This window comes from Pseudomonas sp. 05L36 (assembly GCF_056398125.1).
In genome coordinates this window covers 201,884-216,377 of sequence record NZ_JBFTOU010000009.1, presented here as the reverse complement: position 1 = coordinate 216,377, position 14,494 = coordinate 201,884, and the positions used below count along the sequence as shown (strand labels likewise).

Below are 14,494 nucleotides of genomic sequence, written 5' to 3'. Positions count from 1 at the left end.
TCGCGAGCAAGCTCGCTCCTACAGTCCGGCATTGCGCCTGTGGCGGTAGTCGCTGACGGCTTCATACACGGCCTTGCGCAGGCGATTGATCCCGCCGATGGGGCGGTGCGCCTCGACGCCAAACCAGGGATTGAACGACTGGTTGTCGCATTGCAGGTTCAGCGCCGGTGTATCGAAGTCCTGCGCCGGCACGTTGATCCGCGCCACCGTCTCGAAGGGCGCATCGCTTTCGCGCCACTCAATGCTGGTGTCTTCAATCGGCATGTACTTGTTGGCGTCCTGTCGCTGGATTTGCAAGACGAAACACGCGGGTACCCGATCGGTTGACAGCTGTTGATTCAGCGCATTGCGCAGGAAGTTCGGCAGCTTGCGATTTTGTTCCGGCAGGCTGTAGGCCGGGCAACTGTCCGGATCGGGTGCAACCCGGAACTTCGCATTGGCTTCACCGAATTTGTAGGGTGAAACCGAAAAGTACGTCGTCCGGGTTGGGCTTGGCGGGGCAGGGGACAGCGTCGCCAGGGCGATAAACAGGTGGCGAACCTGCCAGGTGCGTGGATCCCGGCCGGGGAAGAAAGCCATCATCTTTTTACCGTCGGCCTGGGCGGCGACGTTCTGACGGTATTCGGCGACATTACTGACAAAGAAGTTCGGGTGGCTGAACATTACAAAGTCCTGTTCGCCTCGCCCCTGCTGATCGCTCAACAGTTGTTTGCCTGGAACATCGAACAGTTTGATCGCCATGCCCCGAGCATCGCGAATGCTATCGAACTGCGGGTAGGCATTGCCGTTGGACAGGCGCATCGTCGCTTGCCAGGTTTTGCCCGGCTCGCTGAACACGCCCTGGCGCAGTTCGCCTGGCAGTTCTGGCAGCACCTGAACCTCGGCCTTCACGCAGCCGTGGGCCTTGGCATGGGCGTCGCGCAGGTAGCGTGTGCTTTCGCGGTGCTGATCGACGATGCGCACGGCGGTCTGGATGATGTCCTGGGTCATCGCGGCTTCGTCGTCCGCAATCAACTCCTGCGCCGAGACCGGCCCGCGATGCTGCCAGGCAAACCAGGCGCTGGCCAATGCCCAGCCCAGCACACCGAGACCCAGCAGCCACAGCAACAGCTTGCCGAGAAAGGCGCCCAGTCGCAGCCAGAGTGTAATCAGCATGAGAAAGTCCTTTTGACTGAGGCTGTGATCATGGCAATTGCGCCTCCAGCGGGCCGCCCAGCACTTTCAGATATTCCAGCAGTGCCCAGCGTTCTTGCGGCTGCAACCCGCGGCCGATCACACCATTGCCGAGTTTGCCGGCACGGAATTCATGACCGCTGTTGTGGTTGCCGGTGATTTGCGTGTCGAACAGAAAAGCGTTGTTGAAGGCTTCGGTGCGATATCCCAGATGCTGTGGGTCGAATTCGAAAGTGCCTTTGTAGAACGTGGTCGCACGCTCATCCTGAGGCGACAGCAATTGATAAATGTTCGGTACCGAACCGTTGTGCAGAAACGGTGCTGTCGCCCATACCCCCGCCAATGGCCTGGCCTTGTACGAACGCAATTCGCGCACGCCGATCGGCAGGCCGAAACCGTCCATTTCAGCACGCTCGGCAGGGGTGATATTGGCGTCTTGATACGCACGGTCCTGGACATAGGCGGTGACATAGGCCAGCCCCTTGGCCACGGACATTTTGCTCAGGTCCATTGGTTCGGTGGGTTTTGGCTCCACGTCAAGGTTTTCCAGCTCCGCCTGCTTCCATTGCAGCGCAGTCAGGTCGAAGCGGTGGTCGGCGATGTTGTTGGCCGCGCCGGGGTCTGTGCCAATGTAATCCACCGGGAGCATTTTCAGATGCTGAACGTATCGCCCGTCGCCCTGGGTGTTGTGCGGTACATGACAACCCGCGCAGTTTTCGGCGAACAAGGCGCGTCCCCTTGCTGCCAGAGGTTTGTCGACCGCGCCCAACAGATCTTCCGGCCAGGCTGGAGGTTTGAGTCGTTGCAGGGTTTCTTCGATCAGGTGCAGGTCGCGCACACGGACACTGGAGGGATAGCGGGCATCGCCCATCAGTGGCTGGTCGTTCTTGTCGAAGAAGTTCAGCGTGGCGCCGACACCCAACGCTTCGCCGATGTTGCGCGCCATCGGTTGTTTCGCCGAACCGTTCCACTGCACCCATTCGAACGTCCACATGTCCCACAACTGCGGATAGTCAACGGGGGCATTGGCCACGCGGTAGTTGTCGGGGGATATCGCATCACCGAAGCTGGCGTTGGCAATGCGACCGAAGGCGTCTGTGCGCCCCGGGCCTTCCTCGGTCGGATAGAGCCCGCGATGGGTGTCGTTCCAGGCCACCTTGAGGAACGTATCGAGTGAGGATTTGAATTCTTTGCGCAACTGTTGGTGGTGGGCGTCGTAGTCCTGGCCCAGCACGTTGCGTGCGAAACGTTCGAACTTCCACGGGTTGTAGTAAGTCGAGGTCAGGCTGGCCACCAGTGCTTGTCCGAAACTGCCCCCTTTGAGTGTAGGAACACTGGACGGCAGGACGTGCTGCGCCGAGCCGCCGTCGATACGCACGGCTTGACCCTTGAAACGCAGTTCACCGGTGTGGCAGGCCGCGCAGGTGACATCCAGAAACACATCCGGGCTCCCCGTATTCTGGTGCCGGGTAAAGCCTGCCGGGAGGTTGCCGGGGTTATTCGGTGTCGGTTTCTGGTCGGGGTCCACCAGGAAACCGAAGCGGGCGAGGTACTCGGGGGCGGCGAAGCGTTGCTGCGAGAAGGGCAGTTCGAGGGCGGTGAACCAGTCATAGCGCAAGCCTTTGACCTGTGTGCCCTGGGGTGTGAAGTAATAGGTCTCGCGATCCGCGGCGCTCCATTGCTCCAGGTAATGCACCTGTTGTGGAGGCGACCAGGCCGGCAATTTCGGGTTGGCGACGTAGTAAAGAACCACGGACATGACCAGCCCGAGCAGTACTGCGATGAGAACCAGCAAGCGAAAGAAGAGGCGCAAGATAAACGTCCTTGTCGAATGATCATGCCGTTATGCCCGAGTACCCGAGGTGCGGCAAGAGGCCATTACACCAGATGTTGTAGGTTCAGGAATCAGTCTGCGTCGGAACAAGATGAAAGAAGCTTCATCAGCCGAATTGTGAATTGCGTTTTAAACACCTGAACTTATCAATTGTTTCCGGCTCTCATGCCGGTAGCCATTGGTCGTGGCGGCCTGATAAGCTCGCGGCTTTACTCGATTGCCCTTTAGGCGCATGAACAAGGAAATAGCATGAAACAGCATCGGTTGGCGGCGGCGGTGGCCCTGGTTGGCCTGGTACTCGCGGGTTGTGATTCGCAGACCAGCGTAGAGCTGAAAACTCCGGCGCAAAAAGCTTCCTACGGCATTGGCCTGAATATGGGCAAGAGCCTGGCTCAGGAAGGCATGGATGACCTGGATTCCAAAGCTGTAGCCCAGGGCATCGAAGACGCGGTCGGCAAGAAAGAGCAGAAGCTCAAGGACGAAGAACTGGTTGAGGCGTTCGCCGCGCTGCAAAAGCGTGCCGAAGAACGCATGGCCAAGATGAGCGAAGAGTCGGCCGCTGCCGGCAAGAAATTCCTCGAAGAAAACGCCAAGAAAGCCGGCGTGACCACTACCGCTTCGGGCTTGCAGTACGAAGTCGTGCAGAAAGCCGATGGCCCTCAGCCAAAGCCGACTGACGTAGTGACCGTTCACTACACCGGCAAGCTGACCAATGGCACCGTATTCGACAGTTCCGTCGAGCGCGGCAGCCCGATCGATCTGCCGGTCAGCGGTGTGATCCCGGGTTGGGTCGAAGGCCTGCAACTGATGCACGTTGGCGAGAAGTACAAACTGTACATCCCTGCTGATCTGGCTTACGGCGCTCAAAGCCCGAGCCCGGCGATTCCGGCCAACTCGGTGCTGGTATTCGACCTGGAACTGCTGGCCATCAAGGATCCGGCAAAAGAAGACGACGCAGCCAAGTAATCGGCGCCTGCTTCGATAACAACGCCTCGCTTATGCGGGGCGTTGTTGCATCTGGCGTTTGGCACGGGTAAACAAAACGAACAGACGCTCCGGGCCGGAGTCTCAGGCATAGTAGGCGTTGGCGTTAGCCGTACAAGTCCGCCAAGTCAATGAAATTATAGGTTTTTTTTGATGGGTAAAAAACGCCCGATCTGAACGGAGGCCTTGTAAAACGGGGCTTTCAGCGATGAAAAGCAGCTCTGTTCACAAGGTTATCCACAATTTGTGTGGATAACATTTTAACGGGAGGAATCATGAAAGCACCCTGGAATTTCGCTCGTTTCCTGCCGATGGCCGGACGCCTGCTGGCACGCGGCCGATTGCCGACCCTGTTGTTCGCAGTCGCCAGCAAGGGCGCGAGCCAGGGCAACCGACTGGGCAAACTCAAGGATGACTTGAAGCTGTTGCAGGCACTCTGCCTGGCCTATTGGCGTGGTGAATATCGCGCCATCAGCCCCAAGGCGCTGCTTTCGGTCGTCGCAGGCCTGATGTACTTCCTCAGCCCGGTGGATGCGATCCCGGATTTCATTCCGGTGTTCGGCATGCTCGATGACATCGCGGTATTGGCGTGGCTCATGAAAGTGCTCGACGACGAACTCAATGCCTTCCGCGTCTGGCGCAAACGGCAGGTGCCGGAGAAGCTCGCGGTGGTTGAGCGCCTGCCTGATACCCCCGAGCAACTGCAACTTCAAGGTCCGAAAAAACACTGAGCCGATTTCGACCTGTTCACAGATTGATGCCCCCCGCGACCTTGGCCGCTGTTAGGATTACACTTCTAGGGAAAAGTGCCGACTCGCTAAGTGTTGTTGTCCTACGGGGTAGTCATGGATATTCAGATAATTACACGCGAAGGCGAGCCCGAATATGCGGTTCTGCCATGGGCTCAGTATCAGGCGTTACTGAAAGCAGCAGGCATCAAGGAGCAAGCGTCGCCTGAAGCCACGAAGCTTCAGGCGGCAACACCAGACGCGATTCTTCCGGGTCTGGATCAACTACGCAGTTTGCGCGAAGGAAAGGGCATCGCCATCGAGGCGCTGGCCCGCACGGTAGGCATCAGCCCGTCTTACCTGGCCATGATCGAAAGTGGCGAACGTCTGCCCGACGCCGCGATTCGTCGCAGCCTGGCCTGGGAATTGACGGTGCCGGGGTGGAGGGTTGAATCGTGAGCGTACGCATCAGTCGTCAACATTGGGACGGATTGCTGGGCGAACTGGATCAGGCGCGTCGTCAGCGCCATCTCCTGACTTATCGGGCATTACTGGAACGTTTGCAGTTGCCGACACCGGCCATGCAAACCCTGACAGCGGCCCTTGAGCATCTGGCGGCCCTGGACGCCAGGGCGGAGCAGCCATTGCGCAGTTCACTGGTGATCAGTCAGGGCGCCAGCCGCTTGCCGCGCACCGGATTCTTTGAATGTGTCGAGCGTCTCGGGCGTTTTTCCGGGCCGTCGGACGGTGTCGCCGCCGCGTCCTGGCATGCTTCGGAAGTGGTGCGGGTGTTCGAGTACGAATACCCGGTATCGGCCGAGGCCTGAATGTTTTTACAAATCAAGGCGCGGGCCGGTTACTGGCTCGCGCGCCGGTTGTTTCACTGGTCGTGGTTTGTCCGTCAGCCACGTGGCTGGCGCTGGCTCGAAGGCCAGTTCGCACGCATGGCCAACCTGGGCGATGTCGGCGCCCAGAGCTTCTATGGGCACATCCTGACGTTTCGCGGCGTCGGCCTCGGGGCTCGTGAGGAGGGCGTGCGTTTGTTGCGCCTGGCGGCGTTGGCGGGCGATGGCAAGGCGGCGTATCAAGTGGGCGTGATCACCCTGGCCGGGACGGCGAGCAAGGCACCGGATCCGGTCGAAGCGGCGCGATTCTGGGCGATCGCGGCGAAGGCCGGGCATCCGTTGGCGCCGATCAAGCTCGAAGAGCTGAAGTCTTCCTCGGCGTCTCGTTGATTGGACTGATGCCGAAAAGCTCCCTTATCGATGTCCGGAAACGAGCACCTCTTCAACAGTCGAAACTACCAGGCTATCAATCACGTGCACGCTATAGCCCTGCACATTCTTGGCATGGTGCTTGGCCTGCGATGCCATCTCGGCCAACTGGCTCGCATCGAGTTGTCCACAGGCCTGTGGGTGCAAATGCACCACGCCGATCGACAGCGACAACAGCGCAAACTCCTGGCGTTGACCCTGGCGATTGGGTGCGATGAAACAGCCGGCTTCCAGGTGCTCGCTACGGTAGAAACGCCGGCACTGGCTCTGGAAGTCGTCGAGCAACTGGTTCAAACGTTTGCGCCAGTCTTCCGGGCCGAGCACCAGCAGGAAGTCATCACCACCGATGTGGCCGACAAAGTCGCGGGCCGGGTCGACGCGGTCGTTCAGGCATTGCGCCAGGCACAGCAGGACTTCGTCGCCGCGGCCGTAGCCGTAGATGTCGTTGAAAGGCTTGAAACTGTCGATGTCCACGTAGCAGATCACCGATTCCCGTTGCTGTTGCAGCAGTCGTGTCAGGCATTGCTGGATCGGCACGTTGCCGGGCAGCAAGGTCAGCGGGTTGGCATAGCGGGCCTGCTGGATCTTCAGTTCCGTAATCAACTTGAGCACGTCAATCACCCGGCCAAGCCCGAGATAGCCGCCATTGAGCGTGATGATGAAATCTTCTTCGATGCGCTGGCGGGCACGGCTGGTGATCAGGCGGCTGACCTGTTGCAGTGACTGACTCAGCTCGACGGCGAGGAAGTCATCGTTCATCAAGCGGCTGATGGGCTTGCGGGCGAACAGGTCGGTGGCAAAGGGTTTGAGCAGGACGTCGGAGAGCGAATGACGATGGACAATGCCGCAGGGCTGACTCTGTTCATCCAGGACCGCCAGCGAGTTCAGGCTGGCCTGGCGGCGAAAGGCTTCGAGCACTGTGGCGGTCGGGGTGTCGCGGTTCACCGCGGGTTGCTCGTTGAGCAGGGCGCTGAGGTCGCTGCCGTCTTCGCTCAGTACAACGGCGACGCTGTCCTGTCGGGGCATCATTGCCCGGGCATCCCGCGGTGGGTGTTCCTGGGGGCGGCAGAGCAGGTAGCCCTGCACCAGGTCCACGCCCATTTCGGTCAGCACCGTGAGCTCTTCCGGTAGTTCGATACCTTCGGCGATGACTTGCGCCCGCGAGGCCTTGGCGATTTGCAGGATCGAACCGACGAATTCACGCTTGAGCGCATCCTGATGAATGCCATCAATGAAGTGCCGGTCAATTTTCACGTAGTCCGGCCGCAGTTCAGACCACAACCGCAAACTCGAATAGCCCGCCCCCAGATCATCCAGCGCAATCGAAAACCCCATCGCCCGATAGTGATGCAGGGCGGTTTGCAGCAGCTGGAAATCATCCGTTGGCGTTTGTTCGGTCAACTCGATGACCACCTGGTTCGGAGGGATGCCGAAGTCTTGCAGCAGTTGCAAGGTGCGCCCCGGTTGATGGGCCGCTTCAAGCAGGGATTCCGGGGATACGTTAAGGAACAACAGGCCAGGCAATTGCTGTTCATTGAAGCGTCGGCAAGCGCTCTCGCGGCAGGCAATTTCCAGCTCGCTCAGACGTCCGGCCTGGCGGGCGACGGCGAACAGGGCGACAGGGGAGTGCAGAGGGCTGTTGGACGGGCCGCGACTGAGGGCTTCGTAGCCGAGAATACGCCGTTCAGAGAGGCTGATGATCGGCTGGAACAGGCTGTGCAAACCGCCTTGAGTCAGGATCGAGCTCAATGCACTCAGCTGTTCGGTTGTGGTCATGGCGATCTCTGGCGATAAAAAAAGGACCGGGCGTGCCCTTGGTAAAGAGCACGGCCGGTCCTTTATTTCACGACAGAGTGATGACTGTTTGATGACGCTCCGGGGAGCATCAGTATTAAATTGCCATCAGTTGTGTGTAGAAACTCAGTGCTTGGCCACTGCCGTGTTGAGTTTCAGGTAGTCCAGCAGAATCCGCCCGGTTTCGCTCAGGTAGGCGTCGTCTTCCGGTTTGGTTTTATCATCTTCGGCCGCAATAACGTCCTCGTCTTCTTTCTTCAGCTCTTTGAGTGGTTCTTCGCCCTTGGCTTTGCGACGGATGTTTTCCATGGTCAGCTGTTTGGCTTCGATGTCGGCGTGCTGCGCACGACGCTCGGCTTCATTGAGGCTGACGGTTTTTTCCAGCATCAGTTTCTGCGCCAGGGCCAGCTTGTCGCGGATGAATACGAACTCTGCATCCTTGGCCGTACGCACGTCATGCTCGGACTTGAGCTGCGAAATGTACGGCTTGAACGGATCCAGCGCAGGCTTGATGGCGGCCTTGATGGTGTCCCATGGCATGGCTTCCGGCAGGGCGCTTTCACCGATTTCCTTGGTGTCGATGATCGACGGGTAATCGATGTCCGGCAAGACGCCCTGATGCTGGGTGCTCTGCCCGGAAACCCGGTAGAACTTGGCCAGGGTCAGTTTCAGTTCGCCATGGTTGAGCGGCTGAATGGTCTGCACGGTGCCTTTGCCGAAGGTCTGGCCACCGATGATCAGTGCGCGGTGGTAGTCCTGCATGGCGCCGGCAAAAATCTCCGATGCCGAGGCGGACAAGCGGTTGACCAGCAACGCCATCGGGCCTTTGTAGAATGCGCCCGGGTTTTCATCTTCCAGGACGTCGACGCGGCCATCGGCGTTACGCACGAGCACGGTCGGGCCTTTGTCGATGAACAGGCTGGTCAGCTCGGTGGCCTCTTGCAAGGAACCGCCGCCGTTGTTACGCAGGTCGATGACCACGCCGTCGACTTTCTCTTTCTGCAACTCGGTCAGCAGTTTCTTGACGTCGCGGGTGGTGCTCTTGTAATCCGGGTCGCCGGCACGGAAGGCCTTGAAGTCCAGATAGAACGCCGGGATTTCGATAATGCCGAGCTTGTAGTCCTTGCCGTCCTGCTTCAGGTTCAAGACCGATTTCTTCACGGCCTGATCTTCGAGCTTCACCGCTTCACGGGTGATCGGCACGATCTTGGTGGTCTGGTCGTTCGGCGCATTGCTGGCCGGGATGACTTCCAGACGCACTACGGTGCCCTTCGGACCACGAATCAGCTTGACCACTTCGTCCAGGCGCCAGCCCACCACATCGACCATTTCCTTGTTGCCCTGGGCAACGCCGATGATCTTGTCGGCCGGTGCAACCTGCTTGGTCTTGTCCGCCGGACCTGCCGGCACCAGGCGTACGACTTTCACCTGGTCGTTATCGCTCTGCAACACGGCGCCGATGCCCTCGAGGGACAGGCTCATGTTGATGTCGAAGTTCTCCGCATTATCCGGCGACAGATAGTTGGTGTGCGGGTCGTAGGACATGGCGAAGGTGTTGATGTACGCCTGGAAGATGTCTTCCGCGCGGGTCTGGTCCAGGCGTGCCAACTGGTTCTTGTAGCGCTTGGTCAGGGTTTCCTGGATCTGCTTGGGCTCTTTGCCGGCGATCTTCATCCGCAGCACTTCGTCCTTGACGCGTTTGTGCCACAGGTCGTCGAGTTCTGCGGTGGATTTGAGCCAAGGAGCGTCCTTGCGGTCAATCAGCAAGGTTTCCTTGGTGGTGAAGTCCATCTTGTCGACGCCTTTGCCCAGCTCGGCAAGGGCGAAGTCCAGACGCGCCTTTACGCGGTCCAGGTAGCGCTTGTAGATGGTGAACCCGGCGTTCAGGTCGCCGCTCTTGAGGAAATCGTCGAACTGCGTCTTCCACTTGTCGAATTCGGCAATGTCGCTGGCCATGAAGTAGCTGCGCGACGGATCCAGCAGCTTGAGGTAGCTGTCGTAGATGATCACCGAGCGCGCGTCATCGAGTGGCGGCTTGCTGTAGTGGTGGCGTTTGAGCAACTCCACGACGTTCAGGCTGGCGATCACTTCGTCACGATCGGGTTGAAGATTGTCCCAGCTATTGGCTGCGAATGTATTGCTCGACATCGGCAGCAAGCCGATACCGATGAATAAGGCGAGGGCAGTGCTGGGGAACAGATGCTTCATGCTGATTCGACGCGGGGACAATTGATAACGCATATTAGGCCGTCTTTGAAGTCGCCGGATCTTTGGGAACCGGTCGCATAATGCAAAAAGCCCGACGCTATAGCTTCGGGCTCAGTCCAGACTCACTATGGAGGCACTGTGAAAGCATTGCAAGGCGTTGACGGTCGAGTGGTGTGGGTTGATGAGCCGAGTCCTGCGTGCGATGTAGGACAAGTTCGTATTCGAGTGTCGGCAGCGGGTCTCAATCGCGCCGACTTGTTGCAGAAGGCCGGCCTTTATCCGCCGCCGCCAGGGGCCAGCCAGGTGCTTGGTCTAGAGTGCTCGGGCGTGATCAGCGAGGTGGGCGCCGGGTCCTCCTGGCAGATGGGTGATCGGGTTTGCGCCTTGCTGGCCGGGGGCGGCATGGCCGAAGAAGTGGTTGTCGACGGGCGGCATGTATTGCCGGTTCCCGACGGAGTGTCACTGGTCGAGGCGGCAGCACTGCCCGAAGTCTATGCAACGGTCTGGCTGAATTTGTTTCAACTGGCTGCGCTCAAGCCGGGTCAGAAAGTTCTGCTGCACGCCGGAGCAAGTGGAATTGGTTCAGCGGCTATTCAGCTGTGCAAGGCCTTCGGTAACCCGTGCTGGGTCAGCGTCGGCTCCGCCGAGCGACTGGCGTACTGCGAAGCGCTGGGCGCCCAGGGCGGCGTGGTGCGCGATGGTGATCTGGAGAGCCTGCGGGATCTGGGGCCGTTCGACGTGATTCTCGACCCGGTGGGCGGCAATTATGCGGCATTGAACCTCAAGTTGCTCGCGCAGGATGGCCGTTGGGTGTTGATCGGTCTGATGGGCGGGCGCGAGGCCAAGCTGGATCTGGCCCAGGTGCTGGCCAAGCGTGTGCAGTTACTGGGCTCGACCCTGCGCAGCCGGGATGATCAGTTCAAGGCGGATCTATTCAGTGATCTCGGTCAGCATGTGTGGCCGTTGTTCGCCGAAGGGCGGTTGAGCCCGCAACTGGCCAGGACATTCCCGATCAAGGATGCCGAGGCAGCGTTTACCGAGCTGGCGAGTAATACCGTGGCGGGGAAGGTGGTGTTGGTGATTGATGAAAGCTTGAGCTGATATCGGGTTGGCTTTGAAAAGATCGCAGCCTGCGGCAGCTCCTACAGGAGATTGCATTCCCATGTAGGAGCTGCCGCAGGCTGCGATCTTTTCGGTTACTTCCAGAGATGTATCGGCCAGCCAGCTTTTTCAGCCTGCTCGCGCAGCACTGGATCGGGGTTGACCACGTGGGGAAAATCCACCTTCAGTAACAACGGCAGATCGTTGCGTGAGTCGGAATAGAAACTCGCGCCTTCGAGGTTTTCCTCCTCTGCATCCAGCCATTCCAGCAAGCGGGTGATCTTGCCTTCGCGGTAGGTCAGGGTGCCGACGGTATGGCCGCTGTAAGCGCCGTGGGCGACTTCCAGTTCGATGCCCAGAATCTCGTCGATGCCCAGGCGTTCGGCGATGGGGCCGACCAGGTGGGTGCCCGAAGCGGAGATCACCAGAATCCGGTCACCGGCCTTGCGATGCGCCGCGATGGTTTTGGTGGCGTCGCTGAAGATGATCGGTTCGATGAAGTCTTCCACCCATGGGCCAACCAGATGCTCGACCTCTGCGGGCGTGCGACCGATCAACGGTTCCAGGCTGAAGGCCATGTAGTCCTCCATCGCCAGGTGGCCGCGGCCGTAGGCATCCATCAGTTCCTTGTCGCGACGCAGGAACGATTCGCCATCGACCCAACCGAGGCGGACCATTTGCTCGCTCCACAGTGAGGCGCAGTCGCCGTGGATCAGGGTTTCGTCCAGATCAAAAATTGCCAGGGCCATCAGTGCAGTTCTCTCTTCAGCGTCAGCAAAGTCATCAGGCTACCTCACACAGGGCCGTCGGATCGATGGAAAGCGCCAGGCGCTGACCATCGGGATGCAGGTCGGCCGCCGAGCGGTTCAGAACGTCCACCACCAATTCCACGCCCCGGGCTTCGACCCGGTAGCGAATCACGTTGCCCAGCAGGCTGTGGCTACGCACCTGCGCGTCCAGTTCGCCATTGAGGCTCAGTTCGATGGCTTCCGGGCGAATGGCGATGCGCTTGCTGATCGGTCGCTGCAGCAGTTTGGAGGCACTGTCGGCGTCCAGCAGGTTGTAGTTGCCGATGAAGCCTGCCGCGAATACATCTACGGGCGCGGTGTAGAGGGTTTCGGCGTCGCCGCTTTGTACGATTTTTCCCTGATTCATCAGGAAAATCCGGTCAGACATGGTCAGGGCTTCTTCCTGATCGTGTGTGACGAAAATCGTGGTCAAGCCCAGCTCGCGCTGGATCTGACGGATCTGTTCGCGCAGGTGCTTGCGAATCCGCGCGTCCAGGGCTGACAACGGTTCGTCGAGCAGCAACAGGCGTGGCCGGGTCACCAGGGAGCGGGCGAGGGCGACGCGCTGGCACTGGCCCCCCGAGAGCTGATGCGGGTAACGCGCGGCAAAGTCATTGAGCTCCACCAGTCTGAGCACTTCCGCGACGCGTTTGCGGCTGTCATCGGCATTGACCTTTTGCATGCGCAGGCCAAAGGCGACGTTTTGCTCCACGGTCATGTTGGGGAACAACGCATAGCTCTGGAACACCATGCCGATCCCGCGTTTCTGCGGGCTCACCGGCACGATATCGACGCCATCGAGCAGGATTTTGCCGCCATCCACCGAGGTCAGGCCAGCGATGCAGCGCAGCAGGGTGGATTTGCCGCAACCGGACGGACCGAGCAGGGTGACGAACTCACCTTTCTGGACTTCGCAGTTGATGTCGCTGAACACCGTGGTGCCTGCGAAGCTTTTCTGAAGATGTTGGACGCTGACATAGCTCATTCGCTTTTGTCCCTGTTCAAGATATTGGCAATCCAGGTCAGAACCAGCACAAAGAAGAAGTAGGAAATCACCAGCGCACTGGTGAAATGACCGCTGCTGTTGCGCATGTTGTTGAGGTAGACCTGCAGGGTTTCGTAGCGAGTGCCGACAAGGATGTTGGCGAACACGAACTCACCGAACAGGAACGAGAACGACAGCAGCAACGCCACCATCAGGCCCTTGCGCAGGTTCGGCAGCACCACCAGGAATGCGGCTTGAAAGGTGCTGGCGCCGAGCAACTGGGCGGCGTCCATCAGGTCGCGCAGGTTGATCGCTTGCAGGTTGTTGGTGATCGCCCGGTACATGAACGGCAGCGCCACGGTGAAGTAGCAACCGATCAGGATCCACGGCGTCCCGACCATGGCGAACGGTCCGGAACCATAGAGCTGCAACAGCCCCACCGACGACACCACCGGCGGTACGGCGAAGGGCAGCAGGATCAGGATGTTCATCAGCGCGTCGAGTTTCGGGAAGTGGTAATGCACCACGAACAGCAGCGGCAGAATCAGTACTACTGAAAGAATCAACGAACCGACGCAGACCAGCAATGATTGCCCGAACGCTTGCAGGAAGCGCGGATCGCTCCACAGCTGGATGTACCACTTGAGGGTGAAACCGCTGGGCAGAATGGTCGCCGACCAACTGCTGGCGATCGAGTAGATCAGCGTGCCGGCCAGCGGCAACAGCAGGATGGCAAACAGCAAGTACACCACGACGCGGTGGTAGACACCGGCGGGCCCCAATTCAGCGCGAGACATGGTAGCTCCTCTTCAACAGCAGCTGATGCACGATGGTCACCAGGGTCATCAAGGCCACCAGCACCACGGCCAGGGCGCTGGCCAGGTTCGGGTCCAGGGAAATGTCGCCGGAGACCATCGCCGCAATACGGATCGTCAGCACGTTGAAGTTGCCGGTGGTCAGGGCGTACACCGTGGCGTAGGCGCCGAGGGCGTTGGCCAGCAGGATCACGAAAGTGCCGAGCAGCGCAGGCGTCAACACCGGTAAACCGATGTGTCGCCAGAATTGCCAGCCGCTGGCGCCGAGCAGTTCGGCGGACTCACGCCAGTCTTCGCGCAGTGCATCGAAGGCCGGGTACAGCAACAGTACGCCGAGGGGAATCTGGAAGTAGGTGTAGAGAATGATCAGCCCGGTTTTCGAGTACAGGTTGAAATCCTGAATGATGCCGGCCTGCTTGAGCATGATGGTGAAGCTGCCGTTGAAACCGAGCAAAATGATGAACGCGAAGGCCAGGGGCACACCGGCGAAATTGCTGGTCATGTTGGCGAAGGCGTTGACGAAGTTGCGCAGTTTCGAATCGACCCGGCGCAGGGAGTAGGCGCCCAGTATCGCAATGATGATCCCGAACACGCTGGACCAGAAGCTGATCTCGAGGCTGTACTGGATGGCCTGCAGGTAAAACTTCGAGCTGAAGATCTTGCTGAAGTTGGCCAGGCCCCAGCCGAATTCTTCCGATTGCAGGCTGTTGATCATCACCCAGGTCAGCGGTGCGATCTCGAATACGATGAAGAACAGCGTGAACGGGAGCAGGCACAGGGCAGCGAGCCATTTACTGCGGGTCATGGCAT

14 protein-coding genes are annotated in these 14,494 nt (G+C 59.4%); 6 read left to right on the top strand and 8 right to left on the bottom strand.

The features are described from left to right. Positions 1–18: 18 nt before the first annotated feature. Positions 19–1,155: a catalase family protein gene (locus AC1DKH_RS13050; protein WP_477798360.1), complete on the bottom strand. Its 1,137-nt coding sequence runs from the start codon at positions 1,153–1,155 to the stop codon at positions 19–21. Between the two features lie 28 nt (positions 1,156–1,183). Further along, positions 1,184–2,986, bottom strand: a complete 1,803-nt coding sequence (locus tag AC1DKH_RS13045; RefSeq protein ID WP_477798359.1) for a di-heme-cytochrome C peroxidase — start codon at positions 2,984–2,986, stop codon at positions 1,184–1,186. Between the two features lie 270 nt (positions 2,987–3,256). On the opposite strand from AC1DKH_RS13045, the gene AC1DKH_RS13040 reads away from it, so the two are divergent. The 5 genes from AC1DKH_RS13040 to AC1DKH_RS13020 all read left to right on the top strand — a co-directional run bounded on the left by AC1DKH_RS13040 (position 3,257) and on the right by AC1DKH_RS13020 (position 5,954). Next, complete coding sequence (locus AC1DKH_RS13040) at positions 3,257–3,973, top strand: FKBP-type peptidyl-prolyl cis-trans isomerase (protein ID WP_218431282.1); 717 nt, start codon at positions 3,257–3,259, stop codon at positions 3,971–3,973. Between the two features lie 293 nt (positions 3,974–4,266). After that, positions 4,267–4,722, top strand: a complete 456-nt coding sequence (locus AC1DKH_RS13035) for a YkvA family protein (protein ID WP_477798358.1) — start codon at positions 4,267–4,269, stop codon at positions 4,720–4,722. A gap of 114 nt (positions 4,723–4,836) precedes the next feature. Then, the gene (locus AC1DKH_RS13030) at positions 4,837–5,178 is read left to right on the top strand and encodes a helix-turn-helix domain-containing protein (protein ID WP_477798357.1); all 342 of its coding nucleotides are present in this window, start codon (positions 4,837–4,839) and stop codon (positions 5,176–5,178) included. After that, a complete protein-coding gene (locus AC1DKH_RS13025) occupies positions 5,175–5,546 on the top strand; it encodes a hypothetical protein (protein ID WP_477754095.1) in 372 nt (123 codons plus the stop codon). The genes AC1DKH_RS13030 and AC1DKH_RS13025 overlap by 4 nt, the downstream gene beginning before the upstream one ends. Beyond that, entirely contained in the window at positions 5,547–5,954 is a 408-nt protein-coding gene (locus AC1DKH_RS13020; protein ID WP_477798356.1) for an SEL1-like repeat protein, read from the top strand. 24 nt (positions 5,955–5,978) lie between these two features. On the opposite strand, the gene AC1DKH_RS13015 is transcribed toward AC1DKH_RS13020, so the two are convergent. Beyond that, the gene (locus AC1DKH_RS13015; protein ID WP_477798355.1) at positions 5,979–7,769 is read right to left on the bottom strand and encodes a bifunctional diguanylate cyclase/phosphodiesterase; all 1,791 of its coding nucleotides are present in this window, start codon (positions 7,767–7,769) and stop codon (positions 5,979–5,981) included. Between the two features lie 144 nt (positions 7,770–7,913). Continuing rightward, positions 7,914–9,995 (bottom strand): carboxy terminal-processing peptidase, encoded by a 2,082-nt coding sequence (locus AC1DKH_RS13010; protein ID WP_477754098.1) that lies wholly within the window; start codon positions 9,993–9,995, stop codon positions 7,914–7,916. Between the two features lie 138 nt (positions 9,996–10,133). Here AC1DKH_RS13010 and AC1DKH_RS13005 point away from each other — a divergent pair, with 138 nt between their 5' ends. Beyond that, the gene (locus AC1DKH_RS13005) at positions 10,134–11,096 is read left to right on the top strand and encodes a zinc-binding dehydrogenase (RefSeq protein WP_477798354.1); all 963 of its coding nucleotides are present in this window, start codon (positions 10,134–10,136) and stop codon (positions 11,094–11,096) included. A 95-nt stretch (positions 11,097–11,191) separates the two neighbouring features. Here AC1DKH_RS13005 and AC1DKH_RS13000 read toward each other — a convergent pair whose 3' ends face one another. The 4 genes from AC1DKH_RS13000 to AC1DKH_RS12985 are packed head-to-tail and all read right to left on the bottom strand — an operon-like array spanning position 11,192 to position 14,489. Continuing rightward, positions 11,192–11,845 (bottom strand): HAD family hydrolase, encoded by a 654-nt coding sequence (locus AC1DKH_RS13000; RefSeq protein WP_477754100.1) that lies wholly within the window; start codon positions 11,843–11,845, stop codon positions 11,192–11,194. 34 nt (positions 11,846–11,879) lie between these two features. After that, positions 11,880–12,869 carry an ABC transporter ATP-binding protein gene (locus tag AC1DKH_RS12995; protein ID WP_477754101.1) on the bottom strand — a complete coding sequence of 330 codons (990 nt, stop codon included), beginning with the start codon at positions 12,867–12,869 and terminating at the stop codon, positions 11,880–11,882. Next, positions 12,866–13,666 carry an ABC transporter permease gene (locus AC1DKH_RS12990; protein ID WP_477754102.1) on the bottom strand — a complete coding sequence of 267 codons (801 nt, stop codon included), beginning with the start codon at positions 13,664–13,666 and terminating at the stop codon, positions 12,866–12,868. The genes AC1DKH_RS12995 and AC1DKH_RS12990 overlap by 4 nt, the downstream gene beginning before the upstream one ends. Then, positions 13,653–14,489 carry an ABC transporter permease gene (locus tag AC1DKH_RS12985; RefSeq protein WP_477754109.1) on the bottom strand — a complete coding sequence of 279 codons (837 nt, stop codon included), beginning with the start codon at positions 14,487–14,489 and terminating at the stop codon, positions 13,653–13,655. The genes AC1DKH_RS12990 and AC1DKH_RS12985 overlap by 14 nt, the downstream gene beginning before the upstream one ends. Between the last annotated feature and the right edge of the window lie 5 nt (positions 14,490–14,494).

Excerpts from the sequence above, each read along its gene's own strand:
- AC1DKH_RS13050 (WP_477798360.1), bottom strand. The coding sequence starts at position 1,155 with ATGCTGATTACACTCTGGCTGCGACTGGGCGCCTTTCTCGGCAAGCTG.
- AC1DKH_RS13040 (WP_218431282.1), top strand. The coding sequence starts at position 3,257 with ATGAAACAGCATCGGTTGGCGGCGGCGGTGGCCCTGGTTGGCCTGGTA.
- AC1DKH_RS13035 (WP_477798358.1), top strand. The coding sequence starts at position 4,267 with ATGAAAGCACCCTGGAATTTCGCTCGTTTCCTGCCGATGGCCGGACGC.
- AC1DKH_RS13030 (WP_477798357.1), top strand. The coding sequence starts at position 4,837 with ATGGATATTCAGATAATTACACGCGAAGGCGAGCCCGAATATGCGGTT.
- AC1DKH_RS13020 (WP_477798356.1), top strand. The coding sequence starts at position 5,547 with ATGTTTTTACAAATCAAGGCGCGGGCCGGTTACTGGCTCGCGCGCCGG.
- AC1DKH_RS13015 (WP_477798355.1), bottom strand. The coding sequence starts at position 7,769 with ATGACCACAACCGAACAGCTGAGTGCATTGAGCTCGATCCTGACTCAA.
- AC1DKH_RS13010 (WP_477754098.1), bottom strand. The coding sequence starts at position 9,995 with ATGAAGCATCTGTTCCCCAGCACTGCCCTCGCCTTATTCATCGGTATC.
- AC1DKH_RS13000 (WP_477754100.1), bottom strand. The coding sequence starts at position 11,845 with ATGGCCCTGGCAATTTTTGATCTGGACGAAACCCTGATCCACGGCGAC.
- AC1DKH_RS12995 (WP_477754101.1), bottom strand. The coding sequence starts at position 12,869 with ATGAGCTATGTCAGCGTCCAACATCTTCAGAAAAGCTTCGCAGGCACC.
- AC1DKH_RS12990 (WP_477754102.1), bottom strand. The coding sequence starts at position 13,666 with ATGTCTCGCGCTGAATTGGGGCCCGCCGGTGTCTACCACCGCGTCGTG.
- AC1DKH_RS12985 (WP_477754109.1), bottom strand. The coding sequence starts at position 14,489 with ATGACCCGCAGTAAATGGCTCGCTGCCCTGTGCCTGCTCCCGTTCACG.